The sequence below is a fragment of the Flaviaestuariibacter flavus genome, from assembly GCF_004337505.1.
In the GTDB taxonomy this organism is placed as follows: Bacteria; Bacteroidota; Bacteroidia; order Chitinophagales; family Chitinophagaceae; genus Flavisolibacter; species Flavisolibacter flavus.
On record NZ_SJZI01000002.1, the window covers coordinates 59,285 to 83,349 of the forward strand.

19 protein-coding genes and 1 other RNA gene are annotated in these 24,065 nt (G+C 57.5%); 10 read left to right on the forward strand and 10 right to left on the reverse strand.

The window, feature by feature from the left end; all coding sequences use genetic code 11:
• Window positions 1-7: 7 nt before the first annotated feature.
• Together EPD60_RS00935 and EPD60_RS00940 are read right to left on the reverse strand one after the other, a co-directional pair.
• Window positions 8-1,513 (reverse strand): NAD(P)H-hydrate dehydratase, encoded by a 1,506-nt coding sequence (locus EPD60_RS00935; RefSeq protein ID WP_131445897.1) that lies wholly within the window; start codon window positions 1,511-1,513, stop codon window positions 8-10.
• 141 nt (window positions 1,514-1,654) lie between these two features.
• Window positions 1,655-2,830, reverse strand: a complete 1,176-nt coding sequence (locus EPD60_RS00940; RefSeq protein ID WP_131445900.1) for a serine hydrolase domain-containing protein — start codon at window positions 2,828-2,830, stop codon at window positions 1,655-1,657.
• A 175-nt stretch (window positions 2,831-3,005) separates the two neighbouring features.
• On the opposite strand from EPD60_RS00940, the gene serA reads away from it, so the two are divergent.
• The 6 genes from serA (at window position 3,006) to EPD60_RS00970 (ending at window position 8,550) form a co-directional block, all read left to right on the forward strand.
• Window positions 3,006-4,232, forward strand: coding sequence for a phosphoglycerate dehydrogenase (serA, locus tag EPD60_RS00945; protein ID WP_131445903.1), 1,227 nt, complete (start codon window positions 3,006-3,008; stop codon window positions 4,230-4,232).
• A gap of 30 nt (window positions 4,233-4,262) precedes the next feature.
• Window positions 4,263-5,627 carry an NAD(P)/FAD-dependent oxidoreductase gene (locus tag EPD60_RS00950; RefSeq protein ID WP_131445906.1) on the forward strand — a complete coding sequence of 455 codons (1,365 nt, stop codon included), beginning with the start codon at window positions 4,263-4,265 and terminating at the stop codon, window positions 5,625-5,627.
• Between the two features lie 69 nt (window positions 5,628-5,696).
• Window positions 5,697-6,203, forward strand: coding sequence for a GbsR/MarR family transcriptional regulator (locus EPD60_RS00955; RefSeq protein ID WP_131445908.1), 507 nt, complete (start codon window positions 5,697-5,699; stop codon window positions 6,201-6,203).
• Between the two features lie 40 nt (window positions 6,204-6,243).
• Complete coding sequence (locus tag EPD60_RS00960; protein ID WP_131445911.1) at window positions 6,244-7,059, forward strand: DCC1-like thiol-disulfide oxidoreductase family protein; 816 nt, start codon at window positions 6,244-6,246, stop codon at window positions 7,057-7,059.
• A gap of 13 nt (window positions 7,060-7,072) precedes the next feature.
• Complete coding sequence (locus EPD60_RS00965) at window positions 7,073-7,996, forward strand: TIGR01777 family oxidoreductase (protein WP_131445913.1); 924 nt, start codon at window positions 7,073-7,075, stop codon at window positions 7,994-7,996.
• Between the two features lie 257 nt (window positions 7,997-8,253).
• A complete protein-coding gene (locus tag EPD60_RS00970; RefSeq protein WP_131445915.1) occupies window positions 8,254-8,550 on the forward strand; it encodes a hypothetical protein in 297 nt (98 codons plus the stop codon).
• Window positions 8,551-8,679: 129 nt separating this feature from the next.
• Here the strand turns inward: EPD60_RS00970 and EPD60_RS00975 are convergent, their stop codons facing one another.
• Together EPD60_RS00975 and gyrA are read right to left on the reverse strand one after the other, a co-directional pair.
• Window positions 8,680-9,918, reverse strand: a complete 1,239-nt coding sequence (locus tag EPD60_RS00975; RefSeq protein ID WP_131445917.1) for a hypothetical protein — start codon at window positions 9,916-9,918, stop codon at window positions 8,680-8,682.
• Window positions 9,919-9,954: 36 nt separating this feature from the next.
• On the reverse strand, window positions 9,955-12,579 hold the full coding sequence (gyrA, locus tag EPD60_RS00980) for a DNA gyrase subunit A (protein WP_131445920.1): 2,625 nt from the start codon (window positions 12,577-12,579) through the stop codon (window positions 9,955-9,957).
• Window positions 12,580-12,795: 216 nt separating this feature from the next.
• Here gyrA and EPD60_RS00985 point away from each other — a divergent pair, with 216 nt between their 5' ends.
• The 3 genes from EPD60_RS00985 to EPD60_RS00995 all read left to right on the forward strand — a co-directional run bounded on the left by EPD60_RS00985 (window position 12,796) and on the right by EPD60_RS00995 (window position 15,594).
• Window positions 12,796-13,647, forward strand: a complete 852-nt coding sequence (locus tag EPD60_RS00985; RefSeq protein WP_131445923.1) for a DUF4339 domain-containing protein — start codon at window positions 12,796-12,798, stop codon at window positions 13,645-13,647.
• Window positions 13,648-13,756: 109 nt separating this feature from the next.
• Window positions 13,757-15,271, forward strand: coding sequence for a saccharopine dehydrogenase C-terminal domain-containing protein (locus EPD60_RS00990; protein WP_131445926.1), 1,515 nt, complete (start codon window positions 13,757-13,759; stop codon window positions 15,269-15,271).
• Window positions 15,268-15,594 carry a cupin domain-containing protein gene (locus EPD60_RS00995; protein WP_131445929.1) on the forward strand — a complete coding sequence of 109 codons (327 nt, stop codon included), beginning with the start codon at window positions 15,268-15,270 and terminating at the stop codon, window positions 15,592-15,594. The genes EPD60_RS00990 and EPD60_RS00995 overlap by 4 nt, the downstream gene beginning before the upstream one ends.
• A 203-nt stretch (window positions 15,595-15,797) precedes the next feature.
• On the opposite strand, the gene EPD60_RS01000 is transcribed toward EPD60_RS00995, so the two are convergent.
• From EPD60_RS01000 to EPD60_RS01015, 4 genes are all read right to left on the reverse strand, one after another.
• Window positions 15,798-16,487, reverse strand: a complete 690-nt coding sequence (locus EPD60_RS01000) for an SIR2 family NAD-dependent protein deacylase (RefSeq protein WP_131445932.1) — start codon at window positions 16,485-16,487, stop codon at window positions 15,798-15,800.
• Between the two features lie 79 nt (window positions 16,488-16,566).
• Window positions 16,567-16,998: RNase P RNA component class A (rnpB, locus tag EPD60_RS01005), an RNA gene on the reverse strand.
• A gap of 154 nt (window positions 16,999-17,152) precedes the next feature.
• Complete coding sequence (locus EPD60_RS01010; RefSeq protein WP_131445935.1) at window positions 17,153-18,175, reverse strand: Smr/MutS family protein; 1,023 nt, start codon at window positions 18,173-18,175, stop codon at window positions 17,153-17,155.
• A gap of 173 nt (window positions 18,176-18,348) precedes the next feature.
• Complete coding sequence (locus EPD60_RS01015) at window positions 18,349-20,028, reverse strand: amino acid permease (protein WP_243647735.1); 1,680 nt, start codon at window positions 20,026-20,028, stop codon at window positions 18,349-18,351.
• 238 nt (window positions 20,029-20,266) lie between these two features.
• On the opposite strand from EPD60_RS01015, the gene EPD60_RS01020 reads away from it, so the two are divergent.
• The gene (locus EPD60_RS01020; RefSeq protein ID WP_131445941.1) at window positions 20,267-20,632 is read left to right on the forward strand and encodes a hypothetical protein; all 366 of its coding nucleotides are present in this window, start codon (window positions 20,267-20,269) and stop codon (window positions 20,630-20,632) included.
• Window positions 20,633-20,853: 221 nt separating this feature from the next.
• Here EPD60_RS01020 and EPD60_RS01025 read toward each other — a convergent pair whose 3' ends face one another.
• Together EPD60_RS01025 and rnr are read right to left on the reverse strand one after the other, a co-directional pair.
• Window positions 20,854-21,819 (reverse strand): polyprenyl synthetase family protein, encoded by a 966-nt coding sequence (locus tag EPD60_RS01025; protein ID WP_131445945.1) that lies wholly within the window; start codon window positions 21,817-21,819, stop codon window positions 20,854-20,856.
• A gap of 149 nt (window positions 21,820-21,968) precedes the next feature.
• Entirely contained in the window at window positions 21,969-24,062 is a 2,094-nt protein-coding gene (gene rnr, locus EPD60_RS01030) for a ribonuclease R (protein WP_131445948.1), read from the reverse strand.
• Window positions 24,063-24,065: the final 3 nt, after the last annotated feature.

Consider the following 24,065-nt stretch of genomic DNA (forward strand, 5'->3'; position numbering starts at 1 on the left):
CGCCGGTTTACGGGTAGAGCTGCCGGAATGCCGCACCGAGCCGGGCCACCAGGTCGCCCGGGAGCAGTGACTCATAAGACTGGCGCTCTACGGCAAGGTCACCGGCCTTGCCGTGCAGCCACACGCCAACAAGGGCCGCGTCTTCGGCACCATAACCCTGCGCGAGCAGGGCCGTGAGCAGGCCGGTGAGTACGTCGCCGGAGCCGCCTTTTGCCATGCCGGCATTGCCGGTGGTATTGAAATAGCCGGAGCCAGTAGGTGAAGCGATAAAGGTGTGGTGTCCTTTAAGAAGCACTACCGATTGCAGGCGCTCCGCTGCCGCGAGCGCCGTTTCTATCCTGTCAAAATCGGAGTCATGCGCGCCGAACAGCCGGTCAAATTCTTTCGGGTGCGGCGTGAGGATGGAGCCAGCGGGCAGCAGCGACATAAGTGATTCGTCCTTCGCCAGCAGGTTCAAGGCATCCGCGTCGAGCACAAACGGCACCTGAAATTTTGCCAGGCAGGAGCGCAGCATTGCTGCCGTTTGCGTGCTGGTACCGATGCCGGGGCCGATGCCGGCGCAATTGTAACGGCTGGTTTCCCCGGGAAGGGTGGTCAGTCGGGTCTCGTCCGGGTCGGGCAGTGCCATGGCCTCCGGAAGTGCAGTTTGCAGGATGCCGACGCCGCAGCGCGGCACGTGGCAGGAGAGGAGTCCCGCGCCCCCGCGGAGGCAGGCAGTGGCCGCCATGAGCGCGGCACCCATTTTCCCGAGGGAGCCAGCCGCCAGGTACGCATGACCGAAGTTGCCCTTGTGGGCAAAGCGGTTTCGGGGGCGGAAGCGGGATTTTACCAGGGTGGCGGTTGCCAGCTGGAAGCGTGTTTCGGTGGCGGATTCGAAAGCAGGGGAAAGGCCTATGTCCAGAATATGGACTTCTCCGGTAAAGGGCGCGTTCTCCTGGAGCAGCAATCCCAGTTTGGGCGCGGCGAAGGTCAGCGTGTGTGTGGCCAGTAGCACCGGGTTACCGACGGCGCTACGATCGGCAAACAGCCCGCTGGGAAGATCGATTGCAACGCGTGTGTTCGGAAGGCCGTTAAGGTGTTCCACCAGCCTTGCGGCATGGCCGCTGAGTGGTGTATTCAGCCCCGTACCGAATAGCGCGTCCACCACGACGGCTCCCGCTGGCACATCCGGGATCGCATCGCCCGCCGCCAGCAAAAAGATCGCGCCGGAGGCGGCCTGCAGGCGCTTCAGGTTTTCCAGAAAATCGGGTGAGCCCTGACGCCGGCTTTCGAGAATGACCACCCCGGCACGCCGGCCGGCGGCCAGCAGCATCCGCGCGATGGCCAGCCCGTCTCCGCCATTGTTACCCATGCCGCAAAAAACCATGAAACCGGTTTCCTGCCCGAAATGAGCGAGCAGCCAATCGGCGCAGCGCCCGGCGGCCCGCTCCATGAGGTCGATCGACAATACGGGCTCATGGCGGATGGTGTACGCATCCCAGGCACGCATCTGTTCGGCCGAGAAAATCTTCATCAGCTAAAGCTAGGGAGAACAAGAGAAAAAGAGAGCGAGAGGAAAGAGACCGAGAGGAAAAGAAAACAAGAAATTGATTCAGCACAAGCCATCTCCTTTCTTGTTCTCAGCTTCTCTTTTTCTCGCGTTCCCACGTTCTCGTCACTCTTCGCCTTCCGGTTGTCGTCCGTCATAGTTGCCGAAGGCATTGTAAAGAGCGCGGGCGAAGGGATAAACCGCCGGGTTGAATTTATTCGACAGGATGATAATGGTACCCTGCTCGTGCACGAGGCGGGCGAAGGCCGAGTTGAAGCCGTGCCAGTGCCCGTTGTGGTAGATCACCTTTTTGTTGCCGGGTGCTGCAAGGAGGCGCCAGCCAAGGCCGTAGTTGTGCGTGCCCGCGCGCTCGTTGCTGGCGCCGGTGAATGCGGAGTCGGCCATGGCCTTGCTGATGACGAGGCCCTGGTACCAGGCCTGGTCCCATTGCAGGAGGTCGCGCGGGGTGCTGTAGATATTCTTGTCGCCATACGGACCATCGCTGAAATCGAGGTCCCAGGGCCGCCAGTAGCGATCGAAGGATTGATTGAAGCTCGAGTCGCTCACGGTTTTGATATAGGTATTCTTCATACCGAACCGGTCGAAGAAGTTCTCTTTCATGTATTGCGGAAAGGGCGTGCCGGTCACTTTTTCCACGATGGAGGCGAGCAGCACGAAGTTGGTGTTGCAGTAGTTGAATGCTGCGTTGGGCCGGTAGGCGCGCGGTACGTTCCAGGTGAGCAGGGAGTTGATCACATCGGCATTGGTGGCGGGGCGGCGGCGCTCCCAGCGCGTGTCGCGGTCCATGTAGTTGATATAGTTGGGCAGGCCGCTGCGATGGGTGAGCAGGGAGCGCACCGTTACCTCGGGGTAGGGAAAGCCCGGGAAGTATTTCGACACCAGATCATCAAGGCCGATCTTGCCTTTTTCCACCAGCTGCAAAACAGCAGCCGCCGTGAACGGCTTGGAGGTAGAGGCGATCTGCAGGGGCGTCTCCGATGTGAGCGTATCGCGTGTTTTGTAGTCGCGAAAGCCCTGGTAATACTCGTAAACGGGAACGCCGTTCTTGGCGATGAGGATGCCCCCGCTGAAGTTGCGCAGGAAGCCCGAGCGCTGCATGAACGCCGCGATTGCATCGTGGTAGCGCTGCTTTTCCGCGGCCGGCAGGTCACCCACGGGGCGCAGGCCCTGTTTTTCTACCGTATCCACGGCGGTGATCTTTACCTTTTCGGAAGAGCCGCCGCAGGCGCAAAGAATGGCGGTTGAGAGTGCAACGAAAGCGAGGCTTTTATATCGATTCATCAGTGGCAACAGGAAAAGGGCGTAAAAATAAGCGGTATCCAAAAAGGTTCCCGAGGTTCTTCGCGATCTTAAGGTTTTAGGGTTAGGGGGCGCTCCGGGAAACAAACTAAGGATGGAACCGTCAACCCCGGAGCCCGACGAACCATCAGAACCCGAAGAACCTTTTATTTGCAATATGAATACCAGCTACCCCAAAGAAAAGATCAACATCCTGTTGCTGGAAAATGTAAGCGACGTGGCGGTAGCCAATTTCCGGCGCGCCGGCTATACCAATGTGCGCAAGCTCACGCGCGCCCTGCCGGAAGAGGAATTGGTACAGGAGCTCCGGCAGTGCCACCTGCTGGGTATCCGCTCCAAAACGCAGCTCACGGAGCGCGCCCTCGATGCGGCGCGGCACCTGCACGCGGTGGGCGCCTTCTGCATCGGCGTCAACCAGGTAGACCTTCGGGCTGCCACCGACCGCGGCATAGCGGTATTCAATGCGCCGTACAGCAACACACGCTCCGTGGCCGAACTCGTCATTGGTGCGGCCATTATGCTCATCCGCCGGGTGCCCGATAAAAACCGCGCGGCGCATGAAGGGATCTGGCTGAAAGAAGCTGCCGGCGCCTTCGAATTGCGTGGTAAAACACTTGGCATCATCGGCTATGGAAATATCGGCTCCCAGGTGAGCGTGCTGGCCGAGGCACTCGGCATGAAGGTGCTTTTTTACGACATTGAAACGAAGCTCCCGCTCGGCAATGCCACCGACGCCCGCAGCCTGAAAGCCTTGCTGGGTGCCGCCGACGTGGTGACGGTTCACGTGCCGGAAACCGACCAGACCCGGAACCTGATCAACAAGACCAACCTGAAGTGGTTCCGCGAGGGAGCCATCCTGATCAACTACGCCCGCGGTGAGGTAATTGACCTGCCGGCACTGCGGAAGGCGCTCGAAAGCGGCGCCATCGGGGGCGCGGCGGTGGATGTGTTCCCGGTGGAGCCGGAGAAAAACGGCGACCGCTTCCAAACCCCGCTGCAGGGCCTGCCCAACGTGCTGCTCACGCCGCATATCGGCGGCTCTACGGAGGAAGCCCAGGTGAACATCGGCGAAGACGTAAGCAACAAGCTCCTGCAGTATCTCGAAAAAGGCATTTCACTGGGCTCCCACACCGTGCCGGCCCTGGCCCTCCCGCCGCAGGAAGGCGCCCATCGCATCCTCCACATCCACCGCAACCAGCCCGGCGTGCTCGGTGCCATCAACAGTGAGCTTTCCAAGGCGCGGATCAACATCGTGGGGCAGTATCTCAAGACCAACGAGCGGATCGGCTACGTAGTTGTTGACGTGGACAAGCAGCTTTCGGCCCGCGCGGCCGGACTGCTCAAGGAAGTACCGGGCACCGTCAAGGTGCGATTATTGTATTGATGCGGTTATCGTTGAACAACGGAACCGAATATGAAAGTAGTTATTGTAGGAGCGGGCTTTGGCGGACTGCGCCTTGCCCGGAAGCTGAACAACAAGGAAGGAATTGACGTACTGCTGATCGACAAGTTCAATTACCACCAGTTCCAGCCCCTGTTTTACCAGGTGGCTACGGCAGCACTGGATGCGAGCAATATTTCCTTCCCGCTGCGCAAGGCTTTTCATAAAAGCCGCAACGTGCGCATCCGGGTTGAGGAACTGAAGCAGGTGGTTCCTGCGGAAAAAAAGATCATCACCGAAAGCGAGGTCATCACCTATGATGTGCTGGTGCTGGCCCTCGGCGCCGATACCAATTTTTTCAACAACCAGAACGTCACCACCAACGCCTTCCCGATGAAGTCGACGGTGGAAGCGATCCAGCTGCGGCACCGGTTTATCCAGAATTTCGAGGACGCCGTGCGTGCCTCCAACCCCGAAGACCGGCAGCGCCTCATGACCGTGGTGATTGCCGGCGGCGGTCCTACGGGTGTGGAACTGGCCGGTGCGCTGGCCGAGATGCGGCACTACACGCTTCCCTGCGACTATCCCGAACTCGATTTCAAGCAGATGAAGATCATGCTGCTCGACGGCGGCGAGCGACTTCTCGGTGCTATGGACCCGAAATCATCGGCCGATGCGCAGCGTTACCTCGAAAAACTGGGTGTGGAAGTGCACCTCAACACCATCGTAAAGGATTATGACGGTAGGAACGTTTCGCTGGCCAGCGGCGGCACCATTGCTACCGAAATGGTGGTCTGGGCGGCAGGTATCCGCGGCAACGTGCCCGAGGGCATTGACAAGGCGCTGGTGGTACGAGGCAACCGCATTACGGTTGATCGCCAAAACCGGGTGCCGGGTCTTGAGGGCGTATATGTGATCGGCGATCTTGCCGCTATGAGTACGCCGCGCTATCCGAACGGGCACCCGCAGGTGGCCTCCGCGGCGATCCAGCAGGCCGAAACGCTTTCAAAGAACCTGCGGCGGATGATCAAAGGGGAGGGGTTGATCGAGTACGAGTACAAAGACAAGGGCTCGATGGCTACGGTGGGCCGCAACCTGGCCGTGGTGGATGTACCCAAGCCGCGGCTTCACTTTCGCGGGCTCATTGCCTGGCTCATCTGGATGGGCCTGCACCTGTTCCTCATCCTGGGCGTAAAAAACCGGCTTTTTGTTTTCCTCAACTGGGTGTACAGCTATATCACCTACGACCAGAGCCTGCGGCTCATCTTCAAGGAGTTTTACCGGCCCAAACAGCCGACCGATGCTACGAAGCAGGCGCAGATAGCCGGCGTGGCTACCCCGGCCCTGCCTGACCCTCCCGACGGCAGCGAAACTGCGCCGACCCGGCCGCAGTCCTGAACTTGCCCGGGCAGGAAATAAATTTTCAGGAAATATTGAAAGTTTAAGTACTTGTTGTAGTTTTGGGTTATGAAGCTTACAGAAGCGAAATCGGCATTCATCCAGACCTGGGCACGCCTGGGCACGGAGTGGGGCATCAACCGTACGATGGCGCAGGTGCATGCGCTGCTGCTGGCGAGCGATAAGGCCCTGAGCACCGAGGACGTGATGCAGGAGCTCAGCATTTCACGGGGTAATGTGAACATGAACCTCCGCGAGCTCGTAAGCTGGAATCTTATCTATAAGGAGCTCGTACCGGGTGAACGGAAGGAGTTTTTCCGGGCAGAAAAGGACATCTGGGAAGTAGCGAAGCGGATTGCCAGCGAGCGCAAGCGCCGGGAGATTGAGCCCTTGCTGCGGGAGCTCGACGGCCTGCGGCAGATCGAAGACAGCGAAGACCCGGACGCGCAGCCTTTTATCAAAACCGTCAAGGACATCCGGGATTTCGCCGCCAAGATGGACCGGAGCGTGGAAACCATGATCAAAGCCGACGAAAACTGGTTTTTCGGTACGGTGCTGAAGCTGCTGGCCAAGTAGCTTTTTTATTTGTCTCTATGTTTCATAAAATATTGAAACTATGAAAACATTAAAAGAACACACGATCCTTTATGATGCTACCTGCCCGATGTGCCGGCTTTACACCGGTGCTTTTGTCCGCACTGGCATGCTCGACGCCAGGGGGCGGGCACCTTACCAGGGCCTGCAGGAGGGGAGCTGCCCGGGCCTTGACCGGGCGCGGGCGGTGAACGAGATCGCGCTCGTGAACCAGCGCACCGGCGAGGTGACGTATGGTGTGGCCAGCCTGTTCCGGATATTGGGAAATGCCTGGCCCTGGCTCGGGCCGCTTTTTCGCTTCGGGCCCTTTGCCTGGCTGGCCGCGAAAGCTTATTCTTTCATCAGCTATAACCGCCGGGTGATCATGCCCGCCCGCGCTGACGTCACCGATACACCACCGGCCTTTCACCGCGGCTGGCGGGCCGCCTGGATCGGCTTTGCCTGGCTGCTTACCGCATTGATCCTGTATCGCTACAGCCACCGTATGATCGGGATCGTGCCCCCAAGCAATATGTACCGCGAGTTTGCGGTCTGCGGCGGACAGATCCTTTGGCAGGGTGCGCTGATCCGGATCCTGCATCCGGAACGAAGCTGGGATTACCTGGGCAACATGATGACGGTTTCCTTTGCCGGCGGACTGCTCCTGGCGATTTTTGCGGGCCTGTTTGATGTTGCCGGAATGCACGATCCGCGCGTGGCGACGCTTGCCTTCCTGCTCGTTGCCGGGGCCATGCTGTTGGAACACGTGCGGCGTTGCGGGCTCCTCGGGCTCTCTTTGGCTATGTCGGCCAGCTGGATTCTTTACCGTTTGCTGCTGCTTGCTTTTATCCTGAATTGATAAAAAAGATCGTATGTATCAAAAGCTCATACTCGCCGGTGGAACCGGCTATCTCGGAACGGTGCTGGCCCGGCATTTCCGCTTCAATTGCCGGGAGATCGTGATCCTGACGCGCCGGCGGCTCGCAGGTCATGACAACGTGCGCTACGTGGAATGGGACGGCCGTACTGCGGGCGACTGGTGCACCGAACTGGAAGGCGCAGATGCCGTGGTGAACCTTTGCGGTAAGGAAGTCGACTGCCGCTATACACCGGTGGCGCAGGCCGGGATTCTCCGTTCGCGGCTCGAGCCGACACGGGCGATTGGCAGCGCCATCCGGGCCTGCAGCACAGCGCCCAAACTCTGGATCAACCTGGCTTCGGCCACCATCTACCGCCATGCCGAAGACCGGCCGCAGACCGAGTCGGATGGCGAGTATGGCAGCGGCTTTTCGGTGGATGTGTGCCGCGCCTGGGAAGCGGCCTTTTTTGAGGCGGAAACGCCGGCCACCCGGAAGGTGGCGCTGCGGACCAGTTTCGTGCTCGGGCGCAGCGGCGGCGCCTTTGCAAAGCTGCGGGGCCTGGTGCTCGCCGGGCTTGGCGGCCACCAGGGGAACGGGCGTCAAAAGGTAAGCTGGATCCACGAGCAGGATTTCGCCCGGATCGTGGAATGGCTGCTGGAGCAACCGGGAGCCGACGGGGCGTATAATATTTCAACGCCGAAGCCGGTAAACAACCGCGAGCTGATGCGGACGATCCGGAAAGCCTATAATATCCCGTTCGGCATTTCGTCGCCGGCCTGGCTGCTCGGAATTGGCGCGCGGATCATCGGCACCGAACCCGAGCTGATCCTGAAAAGCCGCTGGGTGCTGCCGGCGCGCCTCGAGGCGGAAGGCTTCCGTTTTTATTACGAAAACCTGGAGCCGGCCATCAACGACATTGCCGGTACACGCCTTTGATGGGCTTAATTAGTTGATAATGAAGTTGATAACGGTCCGAAGTCACCCACCGACGGATTATTCAAAGTAGCTTATAATTTATATTATGTTAAATGGGCGCACGGGCTCAGCGCTGCAGCAGCTTTGCGTTCTGTATTTGCCCACGCTTCTTTTGAACCCCACGTTATAGTACGGGTGATCCTGCGTAGTTCCTACGGGGACCAGCACTTAGATACTTTTTGTATTTTGGGGCAGAACTAAAACCTAACTGCGTACTTATGCAACTATCTTCTCTCCCAAATGGCGACTTTCGAATCATCACAAGAAAGCTAAAAACCCAAAAGGTTAAGGACGGTATAATTACCCCGCCGATTACAAGAAAAGAAATCGAAGAAACCATCAATGCGGCACTCACCGAACTTGGCCCAAATTTCAAACTTAGCCAAACGGCAAAACCGGAAGTCTATCCTTCCGGCACATCCATTCAAGTGGTATTCGTAGCTATCGAGATAAAGCCATCACCCAAACAGCCAATCCTTGATGTTAGTGATGTCTTTAAACCGCACCAATACTAATGGTATTTATGTTAAGTAAATAATTTAGCTTAACCCACGATATTCCGTTTCTGCCCGCTTTTCGTTTTGCTTGGTTAATAAAAGAGCCGGTCCATCCGGACCGGCTCTCCTGTTTTAAGTAGCTGACGTTTACTTGATCGCCTTCGCCTTGTCTTCAAGTTCTTTTGCCTTGGCAGGCTGCTTCTTGGCATCGTAATAGCCCGACATGGTATTCAGTACATTCTTGTAGTTGTACTTGTCGGTGGTTTTGATGCCGGCACCCATCGCCTCGAACAGGCTGATTGCCTTGAGGCCGTACGGCTGCAGCGCATCGAATTTCGCCATGATCTGCTTGTCGATATCCTGCTTCTTTTTGATGTCTTCGGGCTTGGCGCCTTTGATGGCGTTGCGGGCCTGCTGCAGGTCATAGATCTGGTTGCTGTAATGCTGCGTGAGCACGTAGTTGCCGTAAACGTTGTCCGGGAAATTCACCGCCAGCGATTTCAGGGCTTCCTCCAGTTCCGCCTGGCGTGCTGCATAGTCGGAAGGCTTGTTCTGGCTATAGGTGTAGTTGAACAGCTCGGCGGTGTAATCCGTTGCCAGCCCGAGGTCTTTCGGATCGGCTTTCGAAAGCTCCCCGAGGCGTTTCAGCTTCTTCGCCGGATCGTTCTCGAGCGTGGAAAGCTCCAGGCGGGTCCAGTTGGCGTTGTACTGCGGAAAACGCTGCTTGGCGATGTCGAGGTACTTTTTGAAATTGGCCTCGTCTTTATTCTGCTGCGCATAGTTGATGAGGAATTCATAGGCACCCACCATCGTGGTGTCGGCGATGTTCTGCTCAACGATGCGGTTATAATAGTAGGCCGCGGTTGCCATGTCTTTTGCGTTCTGGGCCGAGTAGCCGGCATAGAGCGTCGTAGTGGTATCGAACTTCTGGCTGATGATCGCATTGCGGCTCAGCATGTCGAAAGCCGACAGCGCTGTGGTAAAGCGCGCCTCGGCAGCTGCCCAGTTCTGGGCCTGGAAGTTCTTCACCCCGGCGTTGAAGTTATCCGAATACAGGTCGATGGCGGTCTTGTGATTTTCCATCACTGCGCGGATGTTGGCTTTTTCCTTGCTTTTACTTTCGATGCTGTAATAGCGGTCCATCGAGTTGATGGCCTCGCGGATGGCGGCGGTATCGGTAGCGCCGAGGCCGCTGTACACCTGGCTGCGGTAAAACCAGTAGTCCGACGTGGCGGTAGCCTTCTGGTTGCTGGCGAGCTTGTCGATAGCCGTCTTCGCTTCGGTATAATTCTTCGCTGCCAGCTTTTCTGTTACCTCCTTGTAATCCTGGGCGTAACCCGCTGTGGCAACAGCTGCCAGGAATACGGTCGCGATCAGTTTGCGCATGTTCTCGAGTTTAATTTTTGTTTTATTGTGTCGTTCCTAAGCTTCAGATGCAGTTTCGCCTTCATCCGTTGTATCGGCGGCGCCGTTTTCGCCGGTCGCTGTTTCAGCGGTGGCGTCGGTGGCAACGATTTCGCCTTCAGCAGCCGTGCCTTCCTCTCCTTCTCCGACCACGCCGGCCTCATCCTGCACATCGATGCGGGTGATGGCCGCGATCTCGTCGCCTTCGTCGATACGAATGAGCTTCACCCCTTGCGTGGCGCGGCCCAGCTCGCGGATATCGGCCACCTTCATACGGATGGTGATACCGCTCTTGCAGGTGATGATGAGGTCTTCGCTTTCGGCCACGTCGAGGATGCCGACCAGGGCGCCCGTTTTATCGGTTACGCTGATGGTCTTCACGCCTTTGCCGCCGCGGTTGGTGATGCGGTATTCTTCTACAGAGGTACGCTTGCCGAAACCTTTTTCGCTCACCACCAGCACGGTGCGCTCGGGTGTTTTCGGGTTGACGCAAACCATGCCCACCACTTCGTCTTTCGCATCGTCTACTTCGATGCCGGTAACACCGATGGCGCCGCGGCCCGTGGGGCGCACCTTGCTTTCGGGGAAGCGGATGGCGCGGCCGCTCTTCACGGCCATCATGATATCGCACTGACCATCGGTCATACGGGCTTCCAGCAGCTGGTCGCCTTCCACGATCGTAATGGCGTTGACGCCGGTAGAGCGCGGGCGGCTGAAATCTTCCAGCGCCGTTTTCTTGATAACGCCCTGCTTGGTGCACAGCATGATGTAATGGTTCGAAACAAAGTCCAGGTCGCGGAGGTCTTTCACGTCGATGACAGCGCGGATCTTGTCATCCTGCGCCAACTGGAGCAGGTTCTGGATGGCGCGCCCTTTCGTGTTCTTCTCCCCTTCCGGCAGCTGGTATACGTTGAGCCAGTAGCAGCGCCCTTTTTCAGTGAAGAACAAGAGCGTATGGTGCGTAGAGGCTACAAAGATGTGCTCGATAAAATCTTCTTCACGGGTGCGTCCGCCCATCGACCCCCGGCCGCCGCGCTTCTGCGAGCGGTACTCGCTGGCGCTGGTGCGCTTGATATAACCCAGGTGCGAGATGGTGATCACCACGTCTTCTTCCTTGATGAAGTCCTTGATGTTCATCTCGTTCTCCAGGAAGGAGATCTCGCTCTTTCGTCCGTCGCCGAACTTGTCCTTTACTTCCTGCAGTTCATCCTTGATCACCTGGAAGCGAAGGCCCTCGTCGGCCAGGATGGCTTCGAGGCGCGAAATGAGCGCCATCAGGTCGTCGTATTCCTGCTTGATCTTGTCGCGCTCCATGCCGGTGAGGCGCTGGAGGCGCAGCTCGAGGATGGCCTTGGCCTGGATCTCGTCGAGACCCCAGCCGGCGTTCACCAGCGCTTCCTTCGCCGAGTCGGGTGTTGCCGAGGCGCGGATAAGGGCGATCACCTCGTCGAGGTGGTCGAGCGCGATGAGGTATCCCTGGAGGATGTGGGCTTTCTTGCGGGCCTCGCGCAGCTCGTACTGCGTGCGGCGTACCACCACCTCGTGGCGGAACTCGATGAATTCGGCAATGAGGTCTTTCAGGTTGAGCACCTTCGGACGGCCTTTAACGATGGCTACGTTGTTGATGCCGTAGCTCGTTTGCAGCTCGGTGAACTTATAAAGCTGGTTGATCACGATGTTGGCCACCGCGTCGCGCTTCAGGTCCACCACGATGCGGGTGCCTTCCTTCTGGTTCGATTCGTTGTTGATATGGGCGATGCCCTCGATGGTCTTGTCGGTAACCAGCTGGCCGATGCGGTCGCAAAGGGCGTCGCGGTTTACCTGGTAGGGCACCTCGGTGATGATGATCTGCTCGCGGCCCGAGTTCTTCGTTTCCACGCGCAGCTTGCCGCGCAGCACGCAGCGGCCGCGGCCGGTGAGGTAGGCCTGCTTGATGCCTTCCATGCCATAGATCTGGCCGCCGGTCGGGAAGTCGGGCGCCTTTACGTGGGCCATCAGCTCGTCGACTGTGATCTCACGGTTGTCGATATACGCCACGCAGCCGTCCACCACCTCTGTGAGGTTGTGGGGCAGCATATTGGTGGCCATGCCAACGGCGATACCGCTGGAGCCGTTGAGGAGCAGGTTGGGGATACGCGTCGGCAGCACCGTGGGCTCCTGGAGGGTATCGTCGAAGTTGAGCTGGAAGTCGACGGTTTCCTTGTCGATATCCGCCATCATGCTTTCCGCGATGCGGTGCATACGGGCTTCGGTATAACGCATGGCCGCCGGTCCGTCACCGTCCTGCGATCCGTAGTTACCCTGTCCGTCGATAATCTGGTAGCGCATGCTCCACTCCTGAGCCATCCGCACCATGGCGTCGTACACCGAGGAGTCGCCGTGCGGGTGGTATTTACCCAGCACCTCGCCCACGATACGGGCGGACTTCTTGTAGGGGCGGTTGTAGCCCATACCGAGCTCGTTCATGGCAAAGAGAATGCGGCGATGTACCGGCTTGAGGCCGTCGCGCACATCGGGCAGGGCGCGGCCCACGATCACCGACATGGAATAGTCGATGTAGGCCGTTTTCATCTGCTCTTCGATGTTGACGGGAATGATCCGGTTATAGTCGTTCGTTTCTTGTGGCAATAACGTTTCTTCCATTCGTTCAGCTTATAAATGAGGTTCGCAAATTTACCGATTCGGGGCCGGAAAACCTTCAAAAAAACCCTTCTTTATCACCGGCTTAAGGCGGTTTATCCACAAGGCCTTGTTAATGTTCCCCAGGGAGCGCGAAAGGCCCCTGTTGCGGCCCTTCCGGACCTCGAAAATATTGGCATCCGGTTCGCATTATACCCCTTGGATCGAACAACGCTAACCATGAAACAATACCTGTTACTCCGCGATAATGCGCAATCCGGCCCCTATGTACTAAGGGAGCTTGAGCGGCTCACCCTGCGCCCTACGGACCTCGTTTGGATCGAGGGCGAAAGCCAGCGTTGGCAACCGGTGGGTGAGCTTGCCGAGCTCAACTCCTTCGTGGCGACGCCCGCGCCCCGCGCCTTCGTGGTGCCCGAGCTGCCCGTTCGCCGTCCCGCGCCCGTAGCCGAAGAGGCACTGCCCGAAGGGCCTCATTTCGGGGAAAAGATCCGGCGCCCGCGCCGCTTTCACTTCCGCCCCGTACCGCGCAAGGGCAGCCCCGCCTGGATCCTCGGGCTTTTCGCCTGTCTCATTTCCGGCGCTACCGTGGTGGAAAAGATCATGGAGCAGCCCGAACCGCAGCTGGTGGCCCCCGCCACCATGGCGGCCCAGCCCCTGCCCGAAGAGCAAAGCAATGAGCGGCCCGCCGGCCTCGACTACCAGAACGCGATCCAGAAAGAAACAGTTACTACCGACTCTACCGATAAGCGCGTGTCGCAGCTTAGCCTCCGCTCCCTGCGGAAGCAAATCACCATTTTTACCAACAAGGTGCGCGTGGGGATTTTCGGCGATACCGATGACCTGCAGGTAACTGTGGCCAACGGCTCCGAAGCCCTGCTCGGCAAGGTCAACCTCCAGGTGGAATACTTCAATACCAATGGCACCCCGTTGCGGCAGGAGCACTACAGCGTATACGACCTCAAGCCGCATACCCGCAAGATCCTCGTTGTACCGCCTTCGCGCCGCGGCCAGAAGGTACGTTACAAGCTGCTCGGCGTGGAAGAGGCAGCGCCCGCGCAAACTACTGTTTAAGGTTTCAGATCTCAGATGCCGGATCGCTGATCTCAGGTGAAAGATGAAGGCTGCGAAGAAAAGATCGCAGATCTGAAATCTGACATCTGAGATTTCTTTTCTTTGGTGCATGAAGAAGATCCTCCTCTTCGGCGCCGGGAAGTCGTCCACCGTGCTGATCGATTACCTGCTTGGCCATGCGCTCAGCGAAAACTGGACGCTGACCGTGGTGGATGCGAACGCCGCACTCGCGCGCGAAAAGATCGGCGACGCCCTCGGCGGCCTGGCGCTTTCCTTCGACGTTTCCGACCCGGCACTGCGGGAGCAGCATATCAGTGACAGCGACCTGGTCATTTCCCTTCTCCCCCCTTCCCTGCATTTCCTGGTGGCGCAGGATTGTCTGCGCCTCGGCAAGCACCTGCTCACCGCTTCTTACGTAGATGATAACATGCGCAGCCTGGCCGAGGCAGCGCGCGAAAAAGGCCTGCTGTTCCTCTGCGAGATGGGTCTCGACCCCGGCATCGACCATATGAGCGCGATGCGCCTGCTCGACGAGATCCGCCAAGGCGGCGGAAAGGTGACCTCTTTTCATTCGCACTGCGGTGGCCTCGTTGCCCCCGAAAGCGATAACAATCCCTGGCGCTATAAGATCTCCTGGAACCCGCGCAACGTAGTGCTCGCCGGCAAGGCCGGGGCCGTGTTTCGCCTCGATGGCGAAGACCGACGCATGGAATACCCGGTGCTGTTTGCGGAAAAGCGCTTCGTGGAAGTGCCGGGCTACGACCCGCTTTGCTGGTATCCCAACCGCGACTCGCTTTCCTATATCCCGCTGTATCGACTTGACGATTGCCCTACATTTATTCGCACCACACTACGTTATCCTGATTTCATTTATGGTTGGAAAAATATCGTCGACCTGAAGCTCACCGACGAAACCGCCGATTTTGATTCGGATGGAAAAACGCTTTCCGACTTCTACCACCAGCACCTGGAGCGCCATGGCTTCAGCGGCTGGCTGCAGCAGCGGATGAGCGACCAGTTTGAAACCAGCAAGAAGATCCTCGAAGACCTGATGAACCTGGTGGAACTGCAGGAAGAAGTGTCGGAGACCGCCGATGAAAAAGTGGAAGGTTTCATGATGGTCAACGAGTCGGGCTCGCTGCAGGACGTCGACATCGAAGACCTCAAAACGCGGGCGGCCGAAACGGTGGCCCTGAAGATGCACGATGCCAAGCTTACCCTGAGCCAGCTGTTCTACCTGGGGCTTGACGATAAAACGACCCTTATCAACAAAGGTCGCTGCAGCGCGGCCGACGTGCTGCAGCTGGCGCTGGAGCTGAAGCTCGCGCTGAAGCCCGGCGACCGCGACCTGGTGGTAATGCTCCACGAGATCGGCTACGAGATGGACGGGCGCCGCTACCTGGCAAAAAGCTCGTTTTCGCTGGAAGGTGAAAACGATCACCATACGGCCATGGCCAAGACGGTAGGCCTGCCCCTTGGCATCGCCGCCCGCCTCGTGCTCAACGGCAGCCTGCAGGAGCGCGGGCTGCATATTCCCATTACGCCGGCATTCTACAAGCCGGTGCTGGCCGAGCTCGATGCGCTGGGCATCCGTTTTACCGAAGAAATACGGTCGCTGTCATGAAATATTTTGCCACCCTCGAGGAAGCTAAAAAGGCGCTCCGCAACAATTCGTCCGTACCCTTCGCCGAACTGATGCGGCATGGATCACTGACCGTGGAATGGTATGCCCCGCAGCACGAAGACCAGCAGGGGCCGCACAAGCAGGACGAACTGTATATTGTTGCTTCAGGGCACGGCACCTTCCTGCGCGACGGCGAGCCGCTCATCTTCCAGAAGGGCGATGTCATTTTCGTTCCCGCGGGAATGAAGCACCGCTTCGTTGATTTTTCGCACGACTTCGCCACCTGGGTGATCTTTTACGGGCCGGATGGCGGCGAAAAGTGAATATCGAATATCGATCAGGAAATTTCGAAATTTTGGATAGCAAAGGCCGCTGCGCCGCAGCGGCCTTTGTTTGTCGAATAATCAATATTCAATTGTCAATTTTCAATATTCAAGTAAGTGCTCTCCGGCCTAAAGTCTCGAACATCGGATATGGAATATTCCTTTCGCTATTCGTTATTCCTTGCTCGATATTCGATATTCGCTCACTGTTGCCCCAGCAGCAGTGAGCGTAGTTCTTCCATTCCCTCGGTCGCGGGTTTTTCGATAGCGGTAAGTCCGGGGAGGTTGTTGTGCGGCACTTTCCGGTCAACGATGAATTTGGGCTTGTTCCAGGGTGCGTAATCAACGAGGCCGGCGGCAGGGTATACCACCAGCGAGGTACCGACGATCAGGAAGATATCGGCAGTCCGTACGATTTTGGCTGCCTCGAGGATCATCGGCACCGGCTCTTCAAACCACACGATATGCGGCCGCAGCTGGGCGCCGTCTTCGGCGGTATCGCCCAATTCTATATCATTACTGATCGCGTATATGAGTCCTTCGTCGGACTCGCTCCGCATCTTCAGGATCTCGCCATGGAGGTGCAATACGTTCGACGACCCGGCGCGTTCGTGGAGGTCGTCGATGTTTTGCGTGATGATGTGTACGTCGAAGTGTTCCTCCAGTTCCGCAAGGATGAAGTGTGCGCGGTTGGGTTCGGCCTCCAGCACATTGCGGCGGCGCATATTGTAGAACTCCAGTACGAGGGCGGGATTCTTCTTCCAGGCACGGGGCGTGGCTACTTCCTCCAGGTCATATCCCTCCCAGAGCCCGTCGGAATCACGAAAGGTCTTAAGACCGCTCTCGGCAGAAATGCCGGCGCCCGTGAGTACAATGAGTTTTTTCTTTTGCATGGCTACACCAAAAGTAAAAAGTCAAAATTCAAAAAATCGAAGTGGCGCTTCTGAGTTTTGAATTTTGACTTTCCAATGCGGTTACTGCAAGCCTGTAAGCCGGATTCTGTATCCCGACTGTAACGTCGGGACCGCTATCATTTATCTGGGACGCTCATTGCTGAACGCCTCTAGCTGCCTACCCTGGAGCACCTCCGTTGCCGGAATGAGACGGGCCGCCTCAGATTGCTCCTATACATGGCATTTCAGCACGCAAGGTTTACCCGAAGGCCACCTTCCGATGACCCTCCGTGGGCTCTTACCCCACGTTTTCACGATTACCCTTCCCTTGCGGGAACAAATCCTAGCGTTTCCGCCAGGATGCAGGCTCCTATTTTCTGTGGCACTGTCTCGCTCCCGCCTCGCCTGAGCGAGGCTGAATGTCCCGCCGTTAGCGGGATGCGTCGCCCGGTGCTGTCCGGACTTTCCTACCCCAACGTGGAAGTATGGGATCGATAGCGCGGCTTGCAGTGGGGCAAAGATACGGCGCCTGCGGCGCGGAGCGAAAGAACGCAGATTTTTTATGATCTGTTATGAGGAACGTAGATATCGGTACCAACATCCGCGTAAATCATAACCAATCTGCGTATTCGGCTCGCGGAATCAGCGTTCTTTCTCCCCATCCATCACTTGTGGTTGAAGAAGATCTCCGTTGCGCCGAAGCCGAACTCCGGCGTGTATTGATTGACGAAGGACTTCACTTCTTTTTTGCGGCGGAGGATGTCGTGGATATCGTCGCGGAGGCGGCCCTTGCCGATGCCGTGGATAACAGTGAGCTTGGGCAGGCGGTGCGCGAGCGCCAGATCGTACCATTTCTCGAACTCTTTGAGCTGGATGCCGAGGATGGCGGTATTGCTCATGCCTTTGTGGTCGTCGATCAGCTTTTCGATGTGCAGGTCCACCACGGTGCGGGCCGGCGGCAGGTGGCGGCGCGCATCCGCCGCATCGTAGATAGGCGCTCCCGGTGAGCTGCGGTAGCCGAAATCGACCGGCGCTTCCTCCTGCTTATCCGGGTAATCGTCGAAGATCTTGTACGTAAAGGTAGCGCCCCCCTCCTCCTTCAGCTTTTCGATCCGGTCGAAGAGCTGTTTTGGCTTCAGGCGCAGGTTGTATTCGTAATATTCCGCCTTCCCCTTGCGCGGAGTCTTCAGTGAAAACTCGAAGTTGAAAACCGGCGAGTCGCTGAGGTCGGAGAACGGGATATCGTGGAGGTAAAAATCTTCAAACGCGTGCAGCACGCCGCTGAGCTCGAAATCGGTACGGCCGAAAAACTGCTGCTGGTAGGTAAAGAGAAAGTCGTCGTTTGTGTGGTTGTTCACATAGATCTTGAGCGAAACCACCACGTCGTCGCCGAACTCATCCACATCGAACTTGGGCAGGAAGGCCAGCCACATGCCATCCGGTAGACGCGGTTCCTTGGCCGGTTTTTCCTTGCGCACGTTCTCGATATAGGTCTTCTCCTTCTTGGGCTCAAACAGCTTTTTCTCGGTAAAGCGCTTGAAATAGGGAAAGTCCAGCTGGTCGATGTAGGCAGGGAACTTCACGCCCCGCACCTGGATCATCACCATCTTTTCGTTCATGATGTCGATCACCTCGCCTTCCTCATTGGTGGCCTTCACCACGATCTTGTCACCGATCTCGAATTTCATAAGGAAGCAAAGTTAAAGAAGGGTTTTTCACCGCGAAGAAAAGAAGGGGCTAAGGGTTTCGCTAAGGACCGGAAAAGCCACAGGTTCCGGGTAGCCGGAACCTGTGATTAAATAGGAAGTGCAACTACTTTTCTTCGTTTCGTCGCTGTCCACCTGAACATTTGCTTGAACCGTTAGCCCTGCGGCATCCCGGCCCCGGCGATGGTTTGCTGGTTGAGGCGGCTGTTGCGGTATCCATAGGTAAAATATACCACCAGTCCGATCGCCAGCCAGATCAGGAAACGCAGCCAGTTGCTGTGGTGTTCCTGGGCCATCAGGTAAAAGCAACTGATAAGGCCGAGTACCGGGATCAACGAGAAGGAACGGAGGAAGGAAAGTACCGCCACGATGGTGGCCACGATCCAGAAAAGAGCCATCGGGAATCCTTCGGCGCTCAGGGTGCCGGCAAAATGCCCGGGGGCGTAACGGACCGTTATGCCGATGGCAAAGAGGTATACAACCGGTATGATGTATTTGCTGTTGATATAGGGCACCTTGAACTTCGATTGCGGCTTGTTTGGCTGGTTGCGCAGCACCAGTACTCCTGCGCACACCAGCACGAAGGCGAAAAGCGTACCGATGCTGGTAAGCGCCAGCACCACGTCGAGATTAAGAAACATAGCCGGGATGGCCACAGCCAGGCCCGTTACGATTGTGGAGAAGGAAGGCGTCTTGTACTTGGGGTGCAGTCGCGAGAAGACTTTGGGCAGCAGGCCATCGCGGCTCATGGCCATCCAGATGCGCGGCTGTCCCAGCTGGAATACCAGCAGCACCGAGGCGGTTGCAATAATGGCCGATACCGCTACGATTCCCGAGATCCAGGGCATGCCGCGTGCCTGGAAGATGAGTGCCAGCGGGTCGCCGACATTCAGCATTTTATAATTCACCATTCCGGTAAGTACCAGTGCCAGCAGCACGTAAAGGACCGTGCAGATGATCAGCGAGTAGATCATACCGCGCGGCAGGTCGCGCTGGGGGTCCTTGCATTCTTCCGCGGTGGTGGAGATGGCATCAAACCCGATATAGGCAAAGAATACCGCCGACACGCCCTTCAGAACACCCGAGATGCCATTCGGAGTGAAGGGAGACCAGTTCTCCGGGTGGGCGTAATAAGCGCCCAGAACGATCACCAGGAAGATCACGGCGAGCTTGATGCCCACCATGATATTGGAGGCCGAGCGTGATTCTTTGATGCCGATAAATACCACGGCCGTGATCAGCGAAACGATCAGCAGCGCCGGCAGGTCGAAAATGATATGAAGGCTTCCGAGTGTGGGTGCCGTTGTCCAGGCCTGTGCCCGTTCGGCAACTGCCGGGTCAATGGCTGCGCCGGCCGCGGCCTTCGCGGCCTCCAGGAAGCCATGGTGCGCAGTGGTATAGTCCATCGTCAGCCAGCGCGGTATCGCAAGGCCGGCCTTATCCAGCAGTCCGGTGAAATAGTCGCTCCACGAGATCGCTACGGCAATATTGCCGATAGCGTATTCCATCAGTAGGTCCCAGCCGATGATCCAGGCGAAGATCTCGCCAAAAGCAACATAAGAATAGGTATAGGCCGAACCGGAGACGGGAACCGTTGATGCGAATTCAGCATAGCACAGTGCCGCAAAGCCACAGGCGATGGCGGTGAAAATGTAAAGGAAAATTACGCCCGGGCCACCGTCGTAGCACGCCTTACCGATCGAACTAAAGATGCCGGCTCCAATCACCGCCGCGATTCCCATTGCGGTGAGGTCGCGCACGCCCAGCACTTTGCGTAATCCGCTGGTATGTCCTTCTGAATCACTGAGGCCTTCCTGCGCCTCTCTCAGTATCACGTGTATTTGCTTCTTTCGAAAAAGCTGGTTGGGCATTACGTTTTTGGATTTGAGGGTGGGAAAATACAACAATGTGCCGATGAGGTGACTGGATATTGAAAGGCGGAAGCCAAAGATGATAACAGGGCCGGAGTCAAAGTCAGAGCGCGCACTGACGAAAGTCACCCGGCCTCGTTCCCCGTGTCAGCCCGAACCCGTATTGTCCGGGGCAACTTTGTGTCAACAAAACAAAACAATCATGGCAACGATCACCAACACAAATAGCAACTTTATCCGCACTTCGGTAGCGCTGAAAGTTCCGGCGGAAAAAAGCTTTCTTGCCCGTTTCGTCAACTGGGCCGATGACCAGGAAAAATACCGTTTCGGCTGGGTTGCCGGCATCCTGGCGGCGCACGGCTGCGTGATGACCCCCATCACGCTGATCGCCATCGTGCTCGGCGGCAACAATATTTTCCTCTGGGTGGCCGCTATCGTGGCCATGGGCGCCGCGCTGGTGGCCAACCTGGCCGCGCAGCCGATGAAAGTTACCATCCCGGTTTTCTTCACGAGCCTTTTAGTCGACCTGGCCATTATCGCCAGCTGCCTGGTGGTGATCTTTGGGTAAACGCAATCAAGCTGGCCCTCCCACCAGCCCCTCTCCCCGGGGGTGACTCCCGGGTAGTTCCCTATTCTTTGCCAACACTCCTTTGTTTGATCCTAATAGCAAAGAGCGGATGCCTATGGCACCCGCTCTTTGCTTTCGTAGTTTAGCCAGCAGAAATTATCAAACCGGTATGAATGTGAAACGGAGGCACCCGCTCCTTCCGGCAAGCGGCCGGGGTGAGGTCAGGAATCGCGGTGAATCAGGTACAGCGCCAGTTCGCGCAGCGGCTCCTTTCTTTTGGAGAGAACGGCCACATCGTCGAGGTGCGCCAGGGCTTCCTGCAGGTAGCGGTCTTTCAGCTCCAGTGCCCAGGCATCGACGCCGGTGGCGCGGAAGATCGAGAGCACGCGTTCTACTTTATCGCTTTCATCGGCCTTCAGGAGCGCCTCGAGCTCCTGTTTCTGGCCGGCGCTTGCGGTTTCAAGTGCATGAATGAGCAGGAACGTCTTTTTGTTCGACTTGATGTCGCCGCCCACCTGCTTTCCGAACTTGCCGGGATCGCCAAAGGCATCGAGGTAGTCGTCCTGCACCTGGAAAGCGAGTCCGAGTTTTCGGCCGAACTCGTACAGCAGGTTCTGGTTGCGCTCACCGGCGCCGCCGAGGATGGCGCCCATCTTCAGCGAGGCGGCCAGCAGCACCGAGGTTTTGAGGTTGATCATGTGCAGGTATTCCTCCTGCGACACATCGCTGCGCTTTTCGAAATCCATGTCCAGCTGCTGCCCTTCACACACCTCACGGGCGGTGCGGTTGAAGAGGCTGTTTAGCGTAAACACATATTTGCCCGAAACCTTATTGAGGTACTCGTAGGCAGCCACCAGCATCACGTCGCCGGCCAGCAGCGCTGTGCTGGCACCCCACTTTTCGTGCACGGTGGCCATCCCCCGCCGCAGTGGTGCGGCATCCATAATATCGTCGTGAATGAGGGTGAAGTTGTGAAACAGCTCGATCGCCGTAGCCACGTTCCAGGCGTCGGGCACGATCTCGTCAAAGAGCTCGTTGCCCATCAGCACGCCCACCGGGCGCACCCGCTTGCCGCCCAGCTGCAGGAAGTAGCGGTTGGGCTCGTAAAGCGAAGCGGGCTCCTTCGGAAAATGATCTTTATTGAAGTGCGCCGCGAATTGCTGCGCGAGTGATTCAAAGGTTTGCATGTTGTTTTGGTGTTCGGGAAAGAGAAAGAACGCTGATCCCGCAAGCGGGATACGCAGATTGGTTATGATTTTCGCGGATGTTGGTACCTACATCTGCGTTCATCCTGACAAATCATAAAAGATCTGCGTTCTTTCTCTCCTCTGGTTACTTAAAAGTCGATGTCCTCATCGCCCTTTTTCTTCCGGCGGCGGGCGCTTTTGGTGCTGCCGCCTTTCCGGTTGGCTTTTTCTTCTTCCTGCGCGTCCAGTTCAGCGGGTGTCATCACCCAGTCGTAGTCGAGCGTACGCTTTTCCAGCGATCCGGCAACCACCTGGATCCGCACCTTGTCGCCCATCCGGAATTTCTTACCCGACCGGTTGCCAACGAGGCTGTAGTCTTCCTGCACAAGGCGGAATTCGTCGTAGTCCACCAGGGAGGTAACACTGACCATGCCCTCGCATTTCGTGTCCACCGTTTCCACCCAGAAGCCAAAAGCCGACACGCCCGAAATGACACCGTCAAACTCTTCGCCGATGAAGTCGAGCATGTATTCCACCTGCTTGTATTTGTTCGCCGCACGCTCCGACTCCATTGCCGCGCGCTCGCGTTCCGAGCAGTGCTTGCACTTCTCGTCCATCTTCTTATCGATCTCGGGGCGCTGCTCCAGGATGCTGTGCAGCACGCGGTGCACCAGGACGTCGGGGTAGCGACGGATCGGCGACGTGAAGTGGCAGTAATCTTCGAAGCCAAGGCCGTAGTGGCCGATATTTTCGGTGGTATAGATTGCTTTGGCCATCGTGCGGATGCCAAGCGTTTCGAGCACGTGCTGCTCGGGCTTGCCATGGGCGTCGGCCAGCATGACGTTGAAGCTTTCGGCGATCTTGTCCGGCGAGCTCATGTCGAACTTGTGCCCGAACTTCCGGGCGAATGCCATAAAGGGCAGCATCTTTTCCTCGCTGGGCAGGTCGTGCACGCGGTAGGCAAAAGGCACCGGCTTTTTGTTCACCTCGATCTTCGACACGTGCTCCGCCACGTAGCGGTTGGCCAGCAGCATGAATTCTTCGATCAGCTGGTGGGCTTCCTTGCTTTCTTTGACCACCACCCCGATCGGCTTGCCCTTTTCATCGAGCTTGAAGCGCACCTCCTGCGAGGAGAAATTGATGGCGCCGTTGTCGATGCGCTTCTTGCGCAGGCGTTGGGCGATATTGTTCAGAAGGAGCACCTCGTCGAGGTAAAGGCCTTCCTGTTTTTCGATGGTTTCCTGCACCTCTTCGTAAGTAAAGCGGTGGTCGGAGTGAATGATCGTCTTGCCCAGCCAGTAGCTTTTTACCTGGCCTTTGGGAGTCATTTCAAAAACAGCGGAAAACGTAAGCTTGTCTTCATGCGGGCGCAGCGAGCAAAGCACGTTGGAGATATGCTCCGGCAGCATGGGACTTACGCGGTCGGGCAGGTACACGGAGGTGGCTTTGCGGTACGCCTCGTCGTCGAGCGCGGTGTCGGGCAGCACGTAATGGCTTACATCGGCGATGTGCACCCCGATCTCGTAGTTGCCGTTCTTCAGCACGCGGATCGAAAGCGCGTCGTCGAAGTCCTTTGCATCCACGGGGTCGATGGTAAAGGTGAGGATCTTGCGGAAGTCGCGGCGTCGTTCGATCTCTTCCTGGCCGATGACGTCGGGGATGCGGGCTGTTTCTTCCAGCACCTCGTCGGAGAACTCGATCCCGAAGCCGTTCTCGAGCAGGATCTCTTTCATGGCAATGTCGTTGCGGTCTTCGGGCGAAAGCACCGTTACCACTTCGCCTATGGGGCGCCGGCCTTCGCCCGTTTCCCAGTTGGTGATGCGGGCCACTACGCGGTCGCCATCAGCGGCGCCGTTCATGGACTCCTCTTTTACGAAAATATCCGGCGTTTTTCGCTCGCCGTCGATCACCACGAAGCCGAAGCCTTTATTAGCCTGGTTTACCTGCAGGGTGCCGATGAATTCATTCTGCTTGCGTTCGAGCACCTGCACCACCGCACCCTGCATCCGCTTTCCTTCGCGGCCGGGCGAGGCAGCCACCTTTACCTGGTCGCCATGCAAGGCGGTATTGAAATCGTTGGGGCGAACGAGGATGTCCACGTCAAGACCTTCCACCACCACGAAGCCCATGCCTGACCGGGTTACCTCGAGTTTTCCCTGGTATGTATCGTTGCTGTGCTGTCGTTTCTCACCTCTTCCCTGTCCTCGCTTATCCCGGCTCTTCTTTTCGTTTTTTCTGCCCATCAG

Excerpts from the sequence above, each read along its gene's own strand:
- EPD60_RS00950 (WP_131445906.1), top strand. The coding sequence starts at position 4,263 with ATGAAAGTAGTTATTGTAGGAGCGGGCTTTGGCGGACTGCGCCTTGCC.
- serA (WP_131445903.1), top strand. The coding sequence starts at position 3,006 with ATGAATACCAGCTACCCCAAAGAAAAGATCAACATCCTGTTGCTGGAA.
- EPD60_RS01020 (WP_131445941.1), top strand. The coding sequence starts at position 20,267 with ATGGCAACGATCACCAACACAAATAGCAACTTTATCCGCACTTCGGTA.
- EPD60_RS00970 (WP_131445915.1), top strand. The coding sequence starts at position 8,254 with ATGCAACTATCTTCTCTCCCAAATGGCGACTTTCGAATCATCACAAGA.
- EPD60_RS00975 (WP_131445917.1), bottom strand. The coding sequence starts at position 9,918 with ATGCGCAAACTGATCGCGACCGTATTCCTGGCAGCTGTTGCCACAGCG.
- EPD60_RS01010 (WP_131445935.1), bottom strand. The coding sequence starts at position 18,175 with ATGAAATTCGAGATCGGTGACAAGATCGTGGTGAAGGCCACCAATGAG.
- EPD60_RS00935 (WP_131445897.1), bottom strand. The coding sequence starts at position 1,513 with ATGAAGATTTTCTCGGCCGAACAGATGCGTGCCTGGGATGCGTACACC.
- rnr (WP_131445948.1), bottom strand. The coding sequence starts at position 24,062 with ATGGGCAGAAAAAACGAAAAGAAGAGCCGGGATAAGCGAGGACAGGGA.
- EPD60_RS00990 (WP_131445926.1), top strand. The coding sequence starts at position 13,757 with ATGAAGAAGATCCTCCTCTTCGGCGCCGGGAAGTCGTCCACCGTGCTG.
- EPD60_RS00940 (WP_131445900.1), bottom strand. The coding sequence starts at position 2,830 with ATGAATCGATATAAAAGCCTCGCTTTCGTTGCACTCTCAACCGCCATT.
- EPD60_RS00965 (WP_131445913.1), top strand. The coding sequence starts at position 7,073 with ATGTATCAAAAGCTCATACTCGCCGGTGGAACCGGCTATCTCGGAACG.
- gyrA (WP_131445920.1), bottom strand. The coding sequence starts at position 12,579 with ATGGAAGAAACGTTATTGCCACAAGAAACGAACGACTATAACCGGATC.
- EPD60_RS00955 (WP_131445908.1), top strand. The coding sequence starts at position 5,697 with ATGAAGCTTACAGAAGCGAAATCGGCATTCATCCAGACCTGGGCACGC.
- EPD60_RS01000 (WP_131445932.1), bottom strand. The coding sequence starts at position 16,487 with ATGCAAAAGAAAAAACTCATTGTACTCACGGGCGCCGGCATTTCTGCC.
- EPD60_RS00960 (WP_131445911.1), top strand. The coding sequence starts at position 6,244 with ATGAAAACATTAAAAGAACACACGATCCTTTATGATGCTACCTGCCCG.
- EPD60_RS01025 (WP_131445945.1), bottom strand. The coding sequence starts at position 21,819 with ATGCAAACCTTTGAATCACTCGCGCAGCAATTCGCGGCGCACTTCAAT.
- EPD60_RS00985 (WP_131445923.1), top strand. The coding sequence starts at position 12,796 with ATGAAACAATACCTGTTACTCCGCGATAATGCGCAATCCGGCCCCTAT.
- EPD60_RS00995 (WP_131445929.1), top strand. The coding sequence starts at position 15,268 with ATGAAATATTTTGCCACCCTCGAGGAAGCTAAAAAGGCGCTCCGCAAC.